The sequence below is a fragment of the Gemmatimonadota bacterium genome (assembly GCA_026706845.1).
Taxonomy (GTDB): domain Bacteria; phylum Latescibacterota; class UBA2968; order UBA2968; family UBA2968; genus VXRD01.
In genome coordinates this window covers 1-17,487 of the sequence record JAPOXY010000031.1, presented here as the reverse complement: position 1 = coordinate 17,487, position 17,487 = coordinate 1, and the positions used below count along the sequence as shown (strand labels likewise).

16 protein-coding genes are annotated in these 17,487 nt (G+C 49.9%); 8 read left to right on the top strand and 8 right to left on the bottom strand.

Features of this window, described 5'->3' with window-relative positions:
• Positions 1–172 precede the first annotated feature (172 nt).
• From OXG87_03270 to OXG87_03245, 6 genes are all read right to left on the bottom strand, one after another.
• A complete protein-coding gene (locus OXG87_03270; protein ID MCY3868550.1) occupies positions 173–1,282 on the bottom strand; it encodes a mandelate racemase/muconate lactonizing enzyme family protein in 1,110 nt (369 codons plus the stop codon).
• 30 nt (positions 1,283–1,312) lie between these two features.
• A complete protein-coding gene (locus OXG87_03265; protein ID MCY3868549.1) occupies positions 1,313–2,392 on the bottom strand; it encodes a family 43 glycosylhydrolase in 1,080 nt (359 codons plus the stop codon).
• Positions 2,393–2,424: 32 nt separating this feature from the next.
• Positions 2,425–2,568, bottom strand: a complete 144-nt coding sequence (locus tag OXG87_03260; GenBank protein MCY3868548.1) for a hypothetical protein — start codon at positions 2,566–2,568, stop codon at positions 2,425–2,427.
• Positions 2,569–2,682: 114 nt separating this feature from the next.
• Positions 2,683–4,317 carry an arylsulfatase gene (locus OXG87_03255; GenBank protein ID MCY3868547.1) on the bottom strand — a complete coding sequence of 545 codons (1,635 nt, stop codon included), beginning with the start codon at positions 4,315–4,317 and terminating at the stop codon, positions 2,683–2,685.
• A 6-nt stretch (positions 4,318–4,323) separates the two neighbouring features.
• Positions 4,324–5,100, bottom strand: a complete 777-nt coding sequence (locus tag OXG87_03250; protein ID MCY3868546.1) for an aldo/keto reductase — start codon at positions 5,098–5,100, stop codon at positions 4,324–4,326.
• 27 nt (positions 5,101–5,127) lie between these two features.
• The gene (locus OXG87_03245) at positions 5,128–7,506 is read right to left on the bottom strand and encodes an ABC transporter permease (protein ID MCY3868545.1); all 2,379 of its coding nucleotides are present in this window, start codon (positions 7,504–7,506) and stop codon (positions 5,128–5,130) included.
• Positions 7,507–7,671: 165 nt separating this feature from the next.
• On the opposite strand from OXG87_03245, the gene OXG87_03240 reads away from it, so the two are divergent.
• Positions 7,672–8,172: an HNH endonuclease gene (locus OXG87_03240; GenBank protein ID MCY3868544.1), complete on the top strand. Its 501-nt coding sequence runs from the start codon at positions 7,672–7,674 to the stop codon at positions 8,170–8,172.
• A gap of 6 nt (positions 8,173–8,178) precedes the next feature.
• Here the strand turns inward: OXG87_03240 and OXG87_03235 are convergent, their stop codons facing one another.
• A complete protein-coding gene (locus OXG87_03235; protein MCY3868543.1) occupies positions 8,179–9,414 on the bottom strand; it encodes an HD domain-containing protein in 1,236 nt (411 codons plus the stop codon).
• 135 nt (positions 9,415–9,549) lie between these two features.
• Between OXG87_03235 and xylA the strand changes: the two genes are divergently transcribed.
• Positions 9,550–10,719 (top strand): xylose isomerase, encoded by a 1,170-nt coding sequence (gene xylA, locus OXG87_03230; GenBank protein MCY3868542.1) that lies wholly within the window; start codon positions 9,550–9,552, stop codon positions 10,717–10,719.
• 21 nt (positions 10,720–10,740) lie between these two features.
• On the opposite strand, the gene OXG87_03225 is transcribed toward xylA, so the two are convergent.
• The gene (locus tag OXG87_03225; protein MCY3868541.1) at positions 10,741–11,361 is read right to left on the bottom strand and encodes a DUF1854 domain-containing protein; all 621 of its coding nucleotides are present in this window, start codon (positions 11,359–11,361) and stop codon (positions 10,741–10,743) included.
• A 92-nt stretch (positions 11,362–11,453) separates the two neighbouring features.
• Here OXG87_03225 and OXG87_03220 point away from each other — a divergent pair, with 92 nt between their 5' ends.
• From OXG87_03220 to OXG87_03195, 6 genes are all read left to right on the top strand, one after another.
• Positions 11,454–12,041 carry a nucleoside monophosphate kinase gene (locus OXG87_03220; GenBank protein MCY3868540.1) on the top strand — a complete coding sequence of 196 codons (588 nt, stop codon included), beginning with the start codon at positions 11,454–11,456 and terminating at the stop codon, positions 12,039–12,041.
• Between the two features lie 17 nt (positions 12,042–12,058).
• Positions 12,059–12,979, top strand: a complete 921-nt coding sequence (locus tag OXG87_03215) for a diacylglycerol kinase family lipid kinase (protein MCY3868539.1) — start codon at positions 12,059–12,061, stop codon at positions 12,977–12,979.
• A 25-nt stretch (positions 12,980–13,004) separates the two neighbouring features.
• Entirely contained in the window at positions 13,005–14,012 is a 1,008-nt protein-coding gene (locus OXG87_03210) for a phytanoyl-CoA dioxygenase family protein (protein ID MCY3868538.1), read from the top strand.
• A gap of 23 nt (positions 14,013–14,035) precedes the next feature.
• Positions 14,036–15,016: a Gfo/Idh/MocA family oxidoreductase gene (locus OXG87_03205; GenBank protein MCY3868537.1), complete on the top strand. Its 981-nt coding sequence runs from the start codon at positions 14,036–14,038 to the stop codon at positions 15,014–15,016.
• A gap of 156 nt (positions 15,017–15,172) precedes the next feature.
• Positions 15,173–15,562 (top strand): BlaI/MecI/CopY family transcriptional regulator, encoded by a 390-nt coding sequence (locus tag OXG87_03200; protein ID MCY3868536.1) that lies wholly within the window; start codon positions 15,173–15,175, stop codon positions 15,560–15,562.
• A partial coding sequence (locus tag OXG87_03195; GenBank protein ID MCY3868535.1) for a DUF4837 family protein occupies positions 15,559–17,487 on the top strand: 1,929 nt, incomplete at its 3' end. The genes OXG87_03200 and OXG87_03195, both read left to right, overlap by 4 nt.

Genomic DNA, 17,487 nt, shown 5'->3' with positions numbered 1-17,487 from the left:
TTTTATCTCGATGAAGAACAATGCAACAGGGTGAATGAAGCATACGAAAAGGAAATGGACTCTCGCCTAGAAACAGGCGAAATCAGGATGATTAGAAAACCTCTGAAACCCGATCCCGACATGGACGATTCTTATTTTTTGGATAATTGAAATATAGACAAACAACCATCCTTTATTCGCCGAATGCCGAATCGGAGACGCAATAAGGTTCGAGTTTCGACCAATCAAATTCTACGCCAATTCCCGGATCATCAGGCGCAATCGCCCGGTGGTTTTCGATCTTCAACGGACGCTTTGTGTACTCGTCAATTGGAAAGCTATGGTATTCCATCCAACCTGCATTGGGTTGCGCCGAAACCAGGCTGACGTGCAACTCCTGCATGCCGTGAGAGCATATTGGGACTTCGTACTTACGCGACAATTCGGCAACCTTCAGCCAGCCCGTAATCCCCATACAATTGGAAGCATCAGGCTGAATATAAGAGAGCTTAGCCTGTTCAAAAGCGTAGCCAAATTCATGTATCGTATGAAGGTTTTCGCCCATTGATAGAGGCACTCCCGTAGCATCGGCAATCTCGGCATACCCCAGATAGTCGTCTGGAAGTGTAGGCTCCTCAAACCACAGGATATCGAACGCCTTAAATCGGTTAGCCGCCTCAATAGCGTACTCGACACTCATTGAGTAGTTTGCATCGATCATGAAAGCAATATCGGGACCGATAAACTTTCGAACCGCCTGGACTCGCTCTACATCCTCATCCAGAGTGGGTTGCCCAACCTTGATCTTGACCCCATTGAAGCCCTTGTCGAGATAGCGACGGATGTTATCGAGAAGTTTCGGGAGTGGAAAATTCAGATCAATACCTCCGCCATAGGCCTTGCAACTCGCACTCGCTCCACCCGAGACTTTCCACAGGGGCAGGTCTTTGCGTTTGCAGCGGATATCCCAAAGAGCGATGTCGATCGCCGATATCGCAAATGACGAAACCCCGCCGCGACCGACGTAATGAATATACCATTCGCACCAATCGTTGATCTCTTCCACATCCGCCCCATTCCTGCCAATCAACCTGGGAGCCAGATCCGCGTCGATCATAGCTTTAATCGACCTGCCACCGCGACCACCGGTATAAGTGTACCCGGTTCCCTCGTACCCATCCTTCAGTGTTATCGTCACGGTAATCAATTCGAAGTGACTATGGTCGCCATGCTTGGCATCGACCAGCACCTCCGCCAATGGCACTTCGAACAGCCGCGTTCTTATCTTAACGATTTGGCTCATATCATCATAAATTACAGCTTCAAAATTCTATCATCCCAGCAACGCCTCTGGTGGCACATTGAACCTTTCTGGATTAATCATCACATCGCGGATCGTGCTGTAGTGCTGGAAATAAGACCAGGCAAGCTGTTTTTCCCGTCCTCTTTCCAGATCACAATCGAAGCGCACCAGAAAATTCCAGTCGGACCGTCCGTAATGACACAGCCCCCAGCTAAACCCCTTGCCATCTTTTGTATCCGTAAATTTATCGGGAATATAAGCCCCTCCTGCAGGTGGAATATCTTCCAGCGTTGCCATCACCTCAAAGTTCAAGCCATCCTCCGCGTATTGAATTGATCCCTTCTCAGGACCCGCCCAATCAACCATTGCAGCCACACCTGTTTTCCAGGGCCAAACCCAGACCTCGTGCCCGCTATTTGTAATTGGATTCAGCGGATGTTTCTCATAAGGGCCCTCAGGGTGATCAGCAATCGCCACGCCCCACTTCGAATCGGCAAACATGATATCTCCGACTCCATGCCCTTTGTAATATAGCCAGTACTTGCCATCGCGCACCAAAAGCCCCGGATCGTGAACTGCAGCACTATCCCACGACCCTTTTTTAATAACTTTCCGTTTATGCACCTGATCGAGATCTGGCACCTCAAATTTTCCATCAGGAGCGGTTTCCAAGACTGGCTCAGGCAACTTCTCCCACGGCCCATCCGGAGAGTCTGCCTTTGCCATGCCCACTACGTTGATACCCAAACCGCGTTCGGGCATGGTCTCGGCCTGATAAACCAGATAGTATCTGCCATCGGCGACGAGAATATTACATGTAAACACACTGTAATCATCCCAGGCACCTGCCGGACCACGCTCCACGGCTGGACCAAGCTCTGTCCATACATACCCATCGGGACTCGTCGCATACCACAAGTCTGCGTTCAACCATTTATATCTCGTATCAGTGCAATGTGTGTACCAGACGTAATAAAGATCGCCAACCTTGATAATCGAACTCGGATCTCTTCGCCCAACACCAGGCTCGTAACCAAGCCCTTCGACAGGAGAATAACGAAAACGCGTATATAACTCATTCTCACTATCATCACACCGATGCCGTTTCATTGCTACACTTAGTGGCTTCTCTATTCCATCAGTCATTTCTCTATTGTCTTCCATGTTCGTTGCAAAAACCGATCCACCTGAATCATTGTCACATCAAACCACGGCAGCCAATTCCACGTACCGTGAATCCCACCTGTAAGTGTTAGAGCCTCATTTGGCACACCAAGGTCATTCATACGTTCTCGAATGGTATCAAACGTTCGGACTGAATTTTCTCAAAAAAACAAAATAGGTTACAGCTTTGAATAGACACCTTACATCCATCTTTACAATTCCGCACCGTTTTATCCCTACCCCAGGTAATCCACCTTCACATCCCCAATCGTCAAATTGCTTGAAAACGCCACGCGACCTATGTCTTCGAGCTCGAACCAAATCTCCAGATTGCCGTCCCCCGCTTCAAGCTCGAATTGTCCTGTATTCTCTCCCGCAGCCAGCGGGCTTCTCTGAGTATTCCCCTGCCACTGAACTCCGAGGGCACCCGCGCCATTTAGCGACTCACGGTTGATTCGAAACTCATAGGTTCCACTCTGTTCGATCTTCACACGCCAGCCGTGTGGCAGTTCGGATATGTATTCTGAATCCTGATAACGGCACAGCGTGAGAGGATTCTCGGCCGAATTCCCAATGTGAATGACCCCCACCTGCCAATCCGAAGCCACATCGTCGAACCAGGCGTCGTAGTCTTTCTTCATCTGCGCTACAAGATCGGGCATCTGGCCACCTATCTCTTTCTCTTCGCCAGAGTCGTCTTCGAGATCGTACAGCTCCATCCTGGGGTCTGTCGAAGAAGTCTCAAAATCCCACTGTCCACCGGTACCGGGATAACCCAACCACTTGTAGCGCTGGGTAATCGCCGTACAGTTGTGGTACTGTCGCGGGCGGCTCCCCCGGTGTGTCTGGACGAAAAGTGTGCGATCAAGCCATGCCACTTCACGACCTCGAATCAGGGGCGTCAGATCCACGCCATCCATCCTGAGATCAGAGGGGAAATCCACGTTACAAAGCGACAACAAAGTGGGCAGAACATCGATGTGTGAGGCAATCTTGTCGGTTTTGAAACCAGCCGGCAGCCCTTTCGGCCACCTCATGAAATACGGAACGCGAATCCCGCCTTCGTACACGTCTCCTTTTGTGGATCTGAGTCCGGCATTGTACCTGCCGCCCGCGGGACCGTGGTCGGACGTAAAGATGATTATTGTATCCTCATCCAGACCGAGACGTTCCAGCAGTTCCATGAGTCGCCCAATATTGTCGTCGATATTCTCGACCATCCCATAGATTCGTGCAACGCTCTCATCCAGCCCCATCTCGCGATAGGGATCCGCATATTCGTCACTGATCTCGAGAGGACCGTGCGGCGCGTTCGTCGGAATATAGATGAAAAAAGGCTCGCTTTGATGTTCCTCGATGAACGCGAGGGCCTCGTCAAAGAAGACATCCGTACAGTACCCTTTCGCCTGGAATTCTTCCCCTTCTCGCCACAGAAGCGAGTCAAAGTAGCTATTTGGCCTTACGGGGGCTTGCCCGATCCCGCCTCCTTTGTGCCACACGGCTTTCTCAAATCCCTGGTCCATTGGCCTCATTGGGTAATTGTCACCGAGATGCCACTTCCCAAAAATCCCGGTGCGGTACCCGGCATCTCGAAACAGCTCGACGGCAGTGACCTCATCGCCCGACATTAATGCACCCCCTCGGGACGTGTGCAGAATTCCGGTTCGATAGAAATACCGCCCGGTCATCAATGCGGCTCGAGAAGGCGAACAAAGCGGATGCCCGTAGAAGCGGTCAAACGCTACCCCTTCATTGGCCAAACGATCCATATACGGCGTCCTGACCTGGTCATTCCCGTGTACCCCCACAGTTCCGTACCCCTGATCGTCCGTAATGATAAGAACGACATTGGGCCTGTTTGTCTCATTCATTTCATTTTACCCCGCTATGAGGTCAATGGAATGCATCTCACTTTCCGATAAGGACCAGTCAAAAACATCGAGATTCGCCTGAAGATGTTCTCGGGAACTCGCCTTGGGAATAACGATCGTGCCTTTTTGCAACAGCCACTTGAGAGCGACGTGTGCAGAGGTCTTATCGTGGATGCGGGCAATGTCCAGCAACACGGGATCCCGAAGAATATCCTTCTTCCCCAGAGGAGAATACGCAGTCACCACCACATCGTTTTCCAGGCACCATTGCAAAACATCTCGCTGTTCGTAGCCCGGATGGTATTTGATCTGATTGACACTGATAGGTGCTGCGGAGAGAGAACGGGCGCGTTCCATTTGTTCGACTGAAAAGTTGCTAACCCCAATACTTCGCGCTTTTCCCGCATCGAAAAACTCGTTGAAAGCGCGAATGGTTCCTTCCATAGGCACGGCTTCGTTGGGCCAGTGGACGAGCAACAAATCCACGTAGTCCATCTGGAGATACTCGAGAATATCATCGGCTTGTCTTCGTGCGACATCATATTGCAGATAATCTCTACCGACTTTGGAGGTTATAAAAAGTTTTGAGCGGTCAGTTCCGACCTCCCGCAGGGCCTCGCCGATTTCGCGCTGATTTTGGTAGATCCAGGCCGTATCGAAGTGCGTATAGCCCAATTCAAGAGCCTGTTTGATGACCTCTTTACATTGATCGCCTCTCATCGGCCAGGTACCGAGACCGACAACAGGCATTGTATGGCCCGAAAGCAGGGTCAGGGATTCCATTGTTTATCCTCATTAGAAAATTAAGACTCATTCATACCGCAACGACTCAACGGGATTGGCCATGGCTACTTTGATCGCTTGATAGCTCACGGTAAGACAGGCGATAATCAAAGAAATGACGCCGGCAAAAACAAAGACGCGCCATCCCAGAGATGTGTGATAGGCAAAATCATTTAACCACTCGTTCATAAAGTGATAGGCCAGCGGAGCGGCCAGTGCAAAGGAGATGACAACCAGCCTGATAAACTCTTTGGAAAGTAGAATAACGAGATTGGGAATAGACGCGCCGAGAATTTTTCTAATGCCAATTTCCTTGGTGCGTTGTTCGGCGGTATAGGACGCCAGACCAAACAGACCCAGGCAAGAAATAAAAATGGCGAAAATTGCAAAAAAAGTAGCCAGCGTGCCCATCGTGCTTTCGGTGCGATACATGCTTTCAAACTGTTCGTCCTGAAAAGAAAATTCAAAAGGACGGTCATTGAATTTCTTAAATACCCTCTCAATACCTGCAATAGTCTCAGCCGTTTGTCCCGCGGCAATACGAACAAATAAATACTCCGTCCGGGCGGGACTCAGAAGAATAATCAGCGGTTCGATGGCGGTGTACAGGGATTGGAAATGAAAATTTTTAACCACACCAATAATTGGACCTTCGCGACCAAACCGCAGAAGGGTGCCAACCGGGTTTTCCATGCCCATAGCCCGAGCCATTTCTTCATTCACGATAAAACTTCTGAGATCACCGGGAAAATCTCTGGAAAATTCGCGCCCGTGAACAAGCTCCATTTGCAGGGTATTGACCACATCGTAGTTGGCCTGTAACCTGTGGAAAATATGTTCTGAACTGGGATCTCGACCCGCCCACATGGCATTTGTTCCGGTACTCGTTACCCTGAGAGGATTGTGTGCGGTACTGGTCACACCGACAATGCCCGGCTGTTGCAAAAGTTCGCGTCTGAAAGTCTCATACTGCCTCTTAGCTGCCCCCTCCAACCGTATATACACCAGATTATCGCGGTCAATTCCCAGATCTTTATTTCGCATATACGCAATCTGCTCATAAACCGTCAGCGTGCCGATAATGAGCAAAATAGAAAGACCAAATTGAAACACCACCAGCACCCGACGCAACTGACTCGAACCCGACCCCGGTGTAAAAGTACCGTGCAAAACAACGACGGGATTAAAATTGGACAGGAAAAAAGCGGGATAGCTTCCCGCGAGCAAACCGGTTACAATCGCAATACCAAAAAAAATCAGAAGAATCTCGATACTGAAAAGATCCGTCGTGAGCGTCTGATTAATCAAATCGCTAAACGACGGCAAAACCAAAATGACCATAACCAGAGCCAGAATAGCAGCGAACATGGTCATCAGGAGAGATTCTCCCATAAACTGCCCAATCAGAATGGTTTTATGCGCCCCAACGGCCTTGCGAATCCCAATTTCCCGGGCGCGTTGCGTAGAACGCGCAGTCGATAGATTCATAAAGTTGATACTCGCGATCAGGATGATGAACACAGCCACGACAATAAACATACGCACATAGTCAATCCGACCACCGACCAGTTTGCCATTCCTGTAGTCGGAATACAGATGGATGTCCTGATAGGGTTGTAAAAAAGCATCACTCGTAACCGTCTTATCATTCTCCTTAATAATATTTTTTATCTTGGCATTGAATTGATCGATATTGACATCCTTTTGCAACTGAACGTACAGTCGAAGGTGATTTACCGTCCACTGAGAAAAACCGCGTTTACTGGCCAAATAAGATGCCATGGGCAAAATACAGTCATATCTCTGCCTCGAATTTACGGGCATGTTTTCATAAACCCCGGCCACCTTAAAACTTTTGTTATCGTATTGTATCAGGGCGTGCGTGCTATTCACCACAAATATCTGTCCCATCGCAATACTTCTCCAATCCTCTCCGAAATACTTCTCGGCCAGTCGCTCTGAGATGGCGATGTTATTCGGTTCCGAAAGCGCGGTTTCGGGATCGCCCAGGATGAGAGGAAAGGTAAAAATGTTAAAAAAGGCCGGTCCAGCGTGATATCCGCGCTCCCGAAAAGTCTGTTTCCCCTGTGTCAAAAGTATGGGCTGAGTCCAGGTCACAAGCACAGTCTCGGTAACTTCGGGATATCGCTCTTCCAGCAATTTGGCACTCGGCTGCGGTACAGAAGACAGCGTCGAAATCTTATTCAGGCCGTGATGATGTCGCATGAGGCGGTAAATTCGGTCGCCCTCCACATGGAATTGATCGTAGCTGAGTTCGTGGGCAATCCACATAAAAATTAAAAAACTACAAGTCAGGCCCACGGAAAGACCCGCAATATTGATGATGGAATGGGTTTTTTGTCCCCAAAAATTGCGAATCGCGATTGTGATATAATTCTTAAACACGGATTTCTCCAGTTCAGGTATAAGTGCGGATAATTATAATAAATTTCGGATACAATATCCAATCTTTACGTTGGGGCGCAATCTATTCTTTCTATGGACTTACAATTTATTCCAACCTATATTTGGACTAATCAAGTGTGCTATTGATGTGTGAGGTTTAAAACGATGAACAAAAGGCATCTATCATCGCCGCAAATGCGCCTGTCGTTTGAAGAAGAACAAAAAGTTCGGCGCAAAGACGATATCGCCGTGCGATGTATGCAATGTGGTAAGCGATTTGCCCAGCCGCGCTGGTATATTGAAAAGGGCATGCGCTCTCAATTTTGCAGCAACGAGTGCAGAACCCATTGGGAATCTGACGAGGATTTTGAACTCGTGCTGGAAGGTCGTCCAGAGTATCGCGGGGGAAATTGGAAAATTCAGGCAGACAAGGCGCGCGCGCGCGATGGGTTTTGTTGCGCCTCTTGCGGGATTACAGAAGACGCGCTCGGACGACAGATGGATGTGCATCACAAAATACCGTACCGGCTTTTCGACTCGCCAAAAGAGGCCAATCAACTGAGCAATCTAATCAGTCTATGCCCTTCATGCCACAAGAAGATAGAGGGACAGGCAGACACGCCGTTATTTGATCGCGTCAAACACCGATCACAACGGTCCCAATAAAGATCTTTATATCAGCGCATTTGATTCGCCAAATACGCGCTCACACACTTTTCCAACGCGCTCTCTATAACCTTCGGGTGCAAAAATGTAGAATTTCCAGAGCCGTTCATACTGGTCTTCCACGACCTTTACATCAAAAGGCGGATTGTCTGGCGGATCGTTCAGACGACTCAAGCCGTTTTGCGTAATAACGCGCACGCGCGCTTCTTTGATGGCCGAGATATCTGGACAATAGAGAATAACCTGATCGGGGTTGATGGTCACAGCATCGGCAATTTGTCGCTCAATCTGCTGCCTACTCTCGACAGATCGATTGTAGGTGGCGATCAACTCATCGCGCCCCCGACGCCCCACTTCGGCAGTCGAAATCATATAGGCGCGTTTGAGCAGCCGCCGTTCGCAAACACCGTTGATCAAACGGTCAATGCGCGGATCCTGGTAGCTGAGCAAATGGCGAAAGAGGGCATCGTCCGTCAGAGTGTAAAGATCGGTTTCGGCAAGACCGTGTTCGGTGGCGATTTCGACGGCTTTGGCAATCATAGCACCCGACGATACCTTGGCGTGGTGATAATAAACGCGCTCGGTGAGGAAATAGCGCAGCCGTAACAAGTGCAGCAACTCGGTGCGCGTACTGAGACGGGTCACATCAATCGCGAGATTTTCATCGGCAAGCATAAAGGTGCTAAAAATTCGGTCGTCATAATCCTGACGCAGGCCTGCAAAATACGCATCGCGACGCAAATAATCGAGTAAGTCGGCATCGATGGTGCTGGACACAATCTGCTGCATCCACGCCGGTGAAAACGATTTGTCCGTAAGCAGAGAAATCACCGTATCGCGCAGGCTTGAAGCATCGAGTGCTTGCGCGATTTCTGTTTGCGTCAGGAAATGTTTCATGCGGGCATCTGTATCGTGGCGGGGAAAGAGCTTGCGTTCATCTTCAAAAGTATGTCCAAAAGGCAAATGCGAAATATCGTGAACCAGAGCGGCCAGCGCGACCGCATCGGCCTGCTCGGGTTCGATTTGCGCGCCGCCGCGTCTCAAGACATCAAGCACGCGCCGCGACATCGCCGTTGTCCCCAGAGAGTGTTCAAAACGCGTGTGAACACAGCCAGGATAGACCAGATATGCCGATCCTGTTTGTCGCACGCCGCGCAGGCGTTGCAATTGCCGCGTGTCCATAACCCGGCGTTCAGATTCATTAAACGACATATCGCCGTGAACGGGATCGCGAATAATCATTTTGTGCTCCCGATGAGTTGTGGAATTGTCCATTGACAGTCAGACTTCACCATGATATTTTGCACGCGGAATATTCACAGCCTCGCCCTCAGGCTATATAACCTTATCACTTTCCAATGTATTTGAGGAGATTCAATGGCCGATGCATATACGCCCACAAGAGAAGACAAGTTTTCATTTGGTTTGTGGACAGTGGGAAATCCCGGACGCGATCCCTTTGGCGATCCAACGCGCCAACCGCTTGCGCCCGAGCGGATTGCGCAACGCTTGAGCGAACTGGGTGCGTGGGGCATTAACCTGCACGATAACGACCTCGTGCCAATTGATGCCACACCGCAACAGCGCGATAAAATCGTAAGCGATTTCAAAAACGCCCTAAATGATTACGGCATGGTCGTGCCCATGGCAACCACCAATACATTTTCTCATCCCGTATTTAAGGACGGAGGCTTTACATCCAACGATCCCAAAATTCGCGCTTATGGCTTGCAAAAAATTATGCAAGCCATTGATTTAGGCGTCGAATTGGGTGCAAAAACCTATGTATTTTGGGGCGGACGCGAAGGCGCCGAATGCAACGTGGCGAAAGATCCCATCGATGCCCTCAAACGCTACCGGGATGGCTTAAATTATCTGTGCGATTACGTGCGCGACCAGAAATACGATTTGAATTTCGCCCTCGAAGCCAAACCCAACGAACCGCGTGCCGATATGTATTTTCCGACAACCGGGCATTATCTGGCATTTATCGAAACACTGGATTACCCCGAAATGGTGGGCGTCAACCCGGAAGTTGCACACGAACACATGGCGGGGTTAAATTTCCATCACGGTGTGGCGCAGGCATTCGAAGCGGGCAAACTCTTCCATATCGACTTAAACGACCAGCGTTTTGGTCGATATGATCAGGACTTTCGGTTTGGCTCAGAAGATTACAAAAGTGCCTTTTTGCTCGTGCGCTTGCTCGAAAACAACGGTTATACGGGGCCGAGGCACTTCGACGCACACGCATTTCGCACAGAAGACGAAGACGGGGTATGGGATTTTGCCGCAGGATGCATGCGTACGTACAATATTCTAAAAGAAAAAACAGCACAATTTGAAGCAGATGCCGAAATTCAGGGAATCTTGCAAGAAATTGGAAACCAGAACCCCGAATACGAACAGCATCTGGGCAAATACAGCCCGGAAAAATCGCAGGCACTCAAACAAGTGCAATTTGACATCGATGCAATGGGGCGCGTTGGATTGGGCTATGAGCGCCTGGATCAGTTGCTGGCCGACTTATTGTTAGGGGTGCGGTAGCAGATCACTATGCCCGGCGAATCACCGTATGCCAATTGATCCGCCCATGCCGCTACTACCGCTACTGCCACCACCACTACTACCACCGCGACTGCTCGAACCTCTGCCTTTGCCTCTACCACTACTCGAGCCGAGGGATCGGGTGTAATAGCGCGCCTTGACAACTTTATCGGGCAGCAGTTCAGAGGTCAGGTCTCGGCTTTCCGCATCGAGATCCCAGTAATTGTCAATTTTGTACCGCTTGCCATTTTCATCCGTGATTTCAATTGCAGGCGGCTCATTGCCCTTGAGCGCATCTCGTCCCAGAATGCGGAAGATATATTCGCCATCGTCGGTATCAACAGTCCACTGACTGCCCGTGCCTTTGGGGACGACGGAAGTTATGGCACTGATAGTCGGGACAAAGTAGATGGCTTTGAGTTCGGCTTCGAGCAAATTGCGCGAAGTATCGTCGAGTTTTTTGGGATTTTCAATAATGCCAATTTCGTGTCCCAATTCATCCATCAAACTGACAAATTGATCGGGATTGCTGTGGGGAAACGCGCGGGCAAGGCGATCGACAAACGTGGTCTTCCCGTGGATAAGAGCTTCGATTTTATCGCCGTTTTTTGTCAGCGAGACGGCAGCGGGATCGAGGTTCATGATATTCTCCTATTGAGAAAGCTGAAAGCTGATAGCTTAATTATACACTCACATTTCCATTCTGTCAAAAAACAATCGCGGGAGTTACACCGATGTATGATACTGTCTTATTATTTGGCCCCCCCGGTGCTGGCAAGGGCACATGGGGAAGTGTGTTAAAACAAATTCCAGGATTGTACCATTTTTCAAGTGGCGATATGCTCAGGGCATTGGACGTCGATAGCCAGCCGGGAGAAATGGCTCTGGCGAGTATTCGCAAAGGCGAGTTGGTACCCGATGAATTTGTCGTTGCACTGTGGCGAGAACGCATGCTGCGCCTGGCTGATTTTGGCGATTTCAAGCCCGACGAACAGACATTGATTTTAGATGGCCTACCGCGCACACTCGCCCAAGCTCAGATGGCCGATGAGAACCTGAATGTAAAATTGATCATGGTATTGGATTGTCCAGACCGCAATGTCCTGATCAAACGCCTCTTTGGACGCGCGCTCGTCGCATACCGCATTGATGACGCAAATGAACAAATTATTCGCAAAAGATTCGATGTGTACGACCGTCAAACAATTGCAGTATTGGAACATTATCCCAAAGAAATCGTGCAACAAATCGATGTATCACAACCTTCGCCAAAAATTTTGAGAGATATCGGTCAGACCCTGGTCGATTTTTTACATACATGAGTGTGCAATTCTCCCGTGTGCTCTTCATAGCGAATCCACATGCAGGAGTAAACCGCAATATCCGATCTCGCGTGATTGACGCGTGTGAGAAAGCGGGGATGGATTTCGCCCTTGAAGTGACGCAGTACGCGGGGCACGCTACAGAACTGGCGGCAAGCGCATCCGAAATGGGATTCGACCTGGTAGTCGCCATTGGAGGCGATGGCACCATTAACGAAGTTGGACGCGCGCTACTCGGCACAGAGATCCCCCTGGGAGTAGTACCCGCTGGATCGGGCAATGCATTTGCGCGTGCGTTAAATTTATCTTTTCATCCGACAAAAGCCTGCCGCGCTTTTATTCAGCCAGAGATTCGAAAACTCGATGTGGGGCGCGTGGGCAATGCCCTGTTTTTCTCTACGGCGGGCATTGGCTTAGATGCAGTGGTTGCCCATCGGTATGCAAGTCGGACGGGGCGCCGCGGATTCTTGCCCTATCTGGTGCTCACCGCGCTGTCGCTCCTCTCATATCGTCCTCAGACATTGCGATTAAGATTGGATTCTAATAGTGAAATTGAGCGCACGCCTTTGTTCGTTGCCATAGCTAACATGCCGGACTTTGGAGGCGGCGCAACCATAGCCCCTCAAGCGAGGCCAGATGATGGGATTCTCGATGTGTGCGTGTTTACACATCCGGGATGGATTCGCCTGGTGTTGAATACCTATCGACTTTTTAATGGCACTTTTGACCGCATGCCCGGCGTCGAGATATTTCAGGCGAAAAAAATCCACATCACGCGCGAGAAAAGCGATTGGTTTCAATTTGATGGCGAAGTTGAGAAAGGCCCAAAAAAACTGGTATTCGAAATTATGCCCGATGCGCTAACGCTGATCTTGCCCAAAAATTCTCAGCAGGACAATAGCGCCTGGGGCTCTGAGATTGATAGCAAAAGCTGTTAAACGTCCCACAAAAAGGAGAAATACCATGGGTTGCCTAACTGCCGAGCAGACCGCACAGTTTGAAGAAGAAGGCTATCTGGTGGTGGAGGGCGTGTTGGATCCAAAAACCGTGTTGGATCCTGTGATTGAAGAATATACAGATGTACTCGACACCTTGGTGCGCGATCTTTACGAACAAGAAGAAATTTCTTCCTTGTTCGAAGACCTCGATTTTGCCGAGCGGTTTATCGCGGTCTGTATTGAAACGGGCGATGTACACAAACAGTATTTCGATTTCTCGTTACCATTTCAAAATGTGAAGCCAGACACGCCTTTCTGGGCGGGACAGGCTGTTCTCAATGCCTTTACGGCTGAATCCCTGCTCGATTGTGTGGAATCGCTCATCGGATCAGAGATATACTCGAATCCCGTACAACATGTGCGAATTAAACCACCCGAGCATATTCTGCCCAAAAACCAGTTTGGAAATCCGGTTTTGGGAGAAACGATCTGGCATCAGGATCAGGGCGTGGTTGTACCAGAAGCAGATGAGACAAATATGTTGACCGTGTGGTTTGCACTCGAAGACGTCGATATTGAACAAGGCCCTCTAAAAGTCGTGCCCGGCAGCCATAAAAACGGGCTTTTGACACATTGCCCATCGTATTTTGGAAATGGCCCCAAAACAGCGGGTGGGCGCCAGATACCCGAATCGCTGTTTGAAGCCGAACGCATGATACCGCTACCGGTCAAACGGGGAGATGTCATTTTTCTACCCAAGTGCACAGTACACGGATCGCTGCCCAATGTGAGCGATAAAATCCGCTGGAGCTTTGATCTGCGTTATAATCCCATCGGTCAAACGACTGGACGCGAGGCATTTCCGGGCTTTGTCGCGCGCAGCCGCAAACATCCAGAGCGCGAATTGAGAGATGCAAAAGTGTGGACCCAAATGTGGATGGACACCCGAAAGGCGATGTCGAAAATCAATCAGGACGGACAGACCGATGTTCCCTTCGGGCGGTGGAAGGAAGGCCATCCCGATTGTGCCTGAAGAATAGACGATAGGAGGATAATATGGTCGGTTTTGGCGTTATTGGCCTGGGCATGGGGCGCAACAGGGCGCGATTGATTAAAGAGACAGCCGGTGCAGATTTGAAGGTCGTGTGCGACCTGCACGGCGGTCTCGCTGAGGAAGTGGCGCAGGAATTGGAGACGGACTGCGTTGTAAATATGGAACATGTGTTTGCGCGAGATGATGTGGATGTCGTGATGGTGATGACGCCGAGCGGCAAACATGCTCAGGTGGGCATTGAAGCGGCAAAAGCGGGCAAGCACGTGATAACCACCAAACCCATGGATGTGAGCACCGAAGCGTGTGATCGGCTCATTGCCGCTTGTGAGGATGCCGGCGTGTTGTGCGGTGTAGATTATCAAAGCCGATACGTGGATGGCAATGTCAAGGTGGCAACCGCGATTCGGGAAGGCTGGCTGGGCAAGATGATATTGGGTGAAGTGCGTTTTAAGTGGTTCCGCAATGACGAATATTTTCGCCATGACGATGGTTGGCGCGGAACGTGGGCTATGGATGGCGGTGGCTCATTGGCCAATCAGGGCGCCCATCTACTCGACGTATTGAGCTGGTTTATGGGCGATCCGGTTTCCGTGTACGGCGAAATCGACATTGTAAATCACGAGATTGAGACCGAAGACATCGGGCTGGCAATCCTGAATTTCGAGAACGGGGCAAAAGGCACAATCCTGGGCACCACGACCTTTCCCCAGAGTGTGTACTTCAGCGCCGAGGTACACGGAACAGAAGGCGGTATTTTGCTACACGACGTTTTAAATGGCGAAATGACGGTTTACGGCACGGGGCTTCAGGAAAAACTCGACAGCGTTGAAAATAACGTCCATAGCATTGTCGAAGACGTGGTAAATGCCGTGACCACAGGAACGCCTCTATCCGTAGATGGACGCGAAGGCCGCCGCACAGTAGCGCTCCTCGAAGCGGTCTATCAATCTGCCCGCGAAGGCAAGCCCCTGAAGTTCAACTGATCCTGTATCTCCGTTTGGAAAACCCGGATGCGAGGGTATCCTACCCCTACCAGTCTGTCTTTTTTTCTACTGAACTATTAATTTTTTAATTGACACTCACTTTCTTTTTCTCCATATTTGTTTTGAAAGTATTAAATTTTTAATAGTGAGGGCTATATGGGCAGACGAAGATCCCCTACTCTGACAGATGCCGAACTGAGATTGATGCGGGTGATTTGGGATCGCGGCTCGGCTACAGTGAGCGAGGTTGTCAACACACTCGCTGGACGTGAATCTCCGGCGTATAGCACAGTATTGACAATATTGCGCATTCTGGAACAGAAGGGTTATTTGCGGCATGAAAAAGAAGGCAGAGCTTTTGTGTATTATCCAATTGTAGGGCGAGAGGATGCGCAACGAAGCGCCATTCAGTATCTGATGAGTCGTTTTTTCGACAATTCGCCAGAAACTCTGGTACTCAATCTGGTAGAAAATGAAGAACTCGATGCACAAGACCTCGCCCGCATTCACAAAATGATTCAGAAGGCAGAGGAGGATGAAACATGATGGGCGAATGGATTGATACCATTGCCCGGCTCAGCGTGTTTTATCTGCTGAATGGGATCTGGATGGGGTTTTTGGCTGCAATGATCGTGGCAGTCCTCTCGCGTTTGCGCGTGCCTGCCTCTTTGTTGCACCGCCTGTTGTGGGTCGCCGTGATTGGTGTGGTAATTATGCCTCTGTTTCTCATTACACCTGTCTCATACAAGATCGCAGATGAATCGGATGCAACAATTCTCCCAACCATAGTTCTGGATACCAGGCCTGCCGGTGAGGCACCACAACCACAAGTTGCAACGCCTGTGAAAACCCGGTTGAGCCACGGCACATCTTCCTGGCCGATTGTCGTCTGGATTTTGTGGCTGGTCGTTGCCAGTGCAATGCTCGGGCGCATTGCACTGGGATATTGTCAGATGATGCGATTAAAGCGATCCGGAAAGTGGGCTGGAAAGGATCTTCAGACTCAGTTTGAGCGGTGCAAACGCAGATGGATTGGCTCAGTGGATGTTGGTTTGCGAATTTCAGATGCAGTTGCCAGCCCCTCAGTGCTGGGTATTTCTCGTCAGGTCGTACTCATACCGCAACATCTCATATCGCAACTGTCAGCACCCGAACTGGAACAAATTCTCAAGCATGAAATCGCGCATGTTCAACGCCGAGATGCCCTGGGCATTCTGGTGCAGCGCCTCGTAGAAGTTTTTTTATGGTGCAATCCGGGCATCTGGTGGCTGAGTCGGCAACTGTCACTGACGCGAGAAATGGCCTGCGATGATTATGCCGCGCATCGCGGTCACAATGCACGTGATTATGCGATTTGTCTGACGCGTCTGACAGAGATGATTGGCAGGGTGCGCCCAATCGGTTTGGGCATTATAAATCGCCATCCGAATCTGGTAAAGCGCTTTGAATATCTGCTCAGTCAGCGCCGCCCCTCGCTGTCGCACAGTGCCATCTGGCTCGCGATATTTCTATTTGTCTGTGTCATTGCTGTAAAAATTGGCCCCCTCATTGACGTGCCCGGTCGAGCAGAAGCCCATCTAAAAATTGCCCGGTGGAGCAAACCGCTGGCAGATGTACTTATCGGCAATCCGTTGCCCCGGGGTATTGGGCTAACCAGTAAAATTGTGGTTGTGGCCGATAGAGCCACCCAAAAAGAGTTAAAACCAGTACTGGAAGATTTACTGTTAGACCCGATATTGACGCCGCAACCCGAGTACGTATTTGATCTCGTATATGTTTCTCCTGAAGCATTTCGGGATTTTCGAGCTTACCGCAATTTGATCCTTGTTTCGTCTGCAAATGGTATTCTGGCAACGGACTTACAGCCGCTGCTCACGGGACATTCCAAAAATGAGACAGTAATTCACCGCGATGTGTGGGCATCTGATCAGATAGTCGTGGTCGTCAAAGCTACAGATAATCGAGGTGTGGCTGAGCAAGTCGCGCTCAACGGCGACCGCATCGTATCGGCGATTGATGCCTCTATGTCGAAATGGCTCGAAACCGTTCTGTATCACGCGGGAGAAAATACCGAGCATTCTGAAGCTCTATCACGGCAATTTGGCTGGCGCCTGCGGGTGCCGGTAGGCTATGAAGTAATGGATGAGTATGCGAGCGAGAACTTTGTGGCACTGGCGCGTCAGGTAGATCGGCGACAATTGTGGTTGTGGGTATATTGGGAAGATGGTGTACATCCCGATCAATTGACGCCAGATTGGTGTTTGCAAAAATGGGACGACGTATCGAGCCGTTTTTATGGCGGTGATCAAACGTCGTCTGGGGAGGTAAATATTTACCAGACAGAGTTCCTGGGAAAATTGGCCGTCTGTCTGGAAGGACTGTGGGAGAATACACGCGCATGGCAAGGTGGACCGTTTAAGAGTTATGCACTCTTTGATGTCGCTCAGAATCGCTTCTTTTTAATCACTATG

Bases quoted from the DNA above. Each gene is read 5' to 3' on its own strand.
- OXG87_03210 (MCY3868538.1), top strand. From the start codon at position 13,005: ATGGGTTGCCTAACTGCCGAGCAGACCGCACAGTTTGAAGAAGAAGGC.
- OXG87_03200 (MCY3868536.1), top strand. From the start codon at position 15,173: ATGGGCAGACGAAGATCCCCTACTCTGACAGATGCCGAACTGAGATTG.
- OXG87_03220 (MCY3868540.1), top strand. From the start codon at position 11,454: ATGTATGATACTGTCTTATTATTTGGCCCCCCCGGTGCTGGCAAGGGC.
- OXG87_03250 (MCY3868546.1), bottom strand. From the start codon at position 5,100: ATGGAATCCCTGACCCTGCTTTCGGGCCATACAATGCCTGTTGTCGGT.
- OXG87_03260 (MCY3868548.1), bottom strand. From the start codon at position 2,568: ATGAATGACCTTGGTGTGCCAAATGAGGCTCTAACACTTACAGGTGGG.
- OXG87_03270 (MCY3868550.1), bottom strand. From the start codon at position 1,282: ATGAGCCAAATCGTTAAGATAAGAACGCGGCTGTTCGAAGTGCCATTG.
- OXG87_03205 (MCY3868537.1), top strand. From the start codon at position 14,036: ATGGTCGGTTTTGGCGTTATTGGCCTGGGCATGGGGCGCAACAGGGCG.
- OXG87_03235 (MCY3868543.1), bottom strand. From the start codon at position 9,414: ATGATTATTCGCGATCCCGTTCACGGCGATATGTCGTTTAATGAATCT.
- OXG87_03225 (MCY3868541.1), bottom strand. From the start codon at position 11,361: ATGAACCTCGATCCCGCTGCCGTCTCGCTGACAAAAAACGGCGATAAA.
- xylA (MCY3868542.1), top strand. From the start codon at position 9,550: ATGGCCGATGCATATACGCCCACAAGAGAAGACAAGTTTTCATTTGGT.
- OXG87_03240 (MCY3868544.1), top strand. From the start codon at position 7,672: ATGAACAAAAGGCATCTATCATCGCCGCAAATGCGCCTGTCGTTTGAA.
- OXG87_03255 (MCY3868547.1), bottom strand. From the start codon at position 4,317: ATGAATGAGACAAACAGGCCCAATGTCGTTCTTATCATTACGGACGAT.
- OXG87_03265 (MCY3868549.1), bottom strand. From the start codon at position 2,392: ATGAAACGGCATCGGTGTGATGATAGTGAGAATGAGTTATATACGCGT.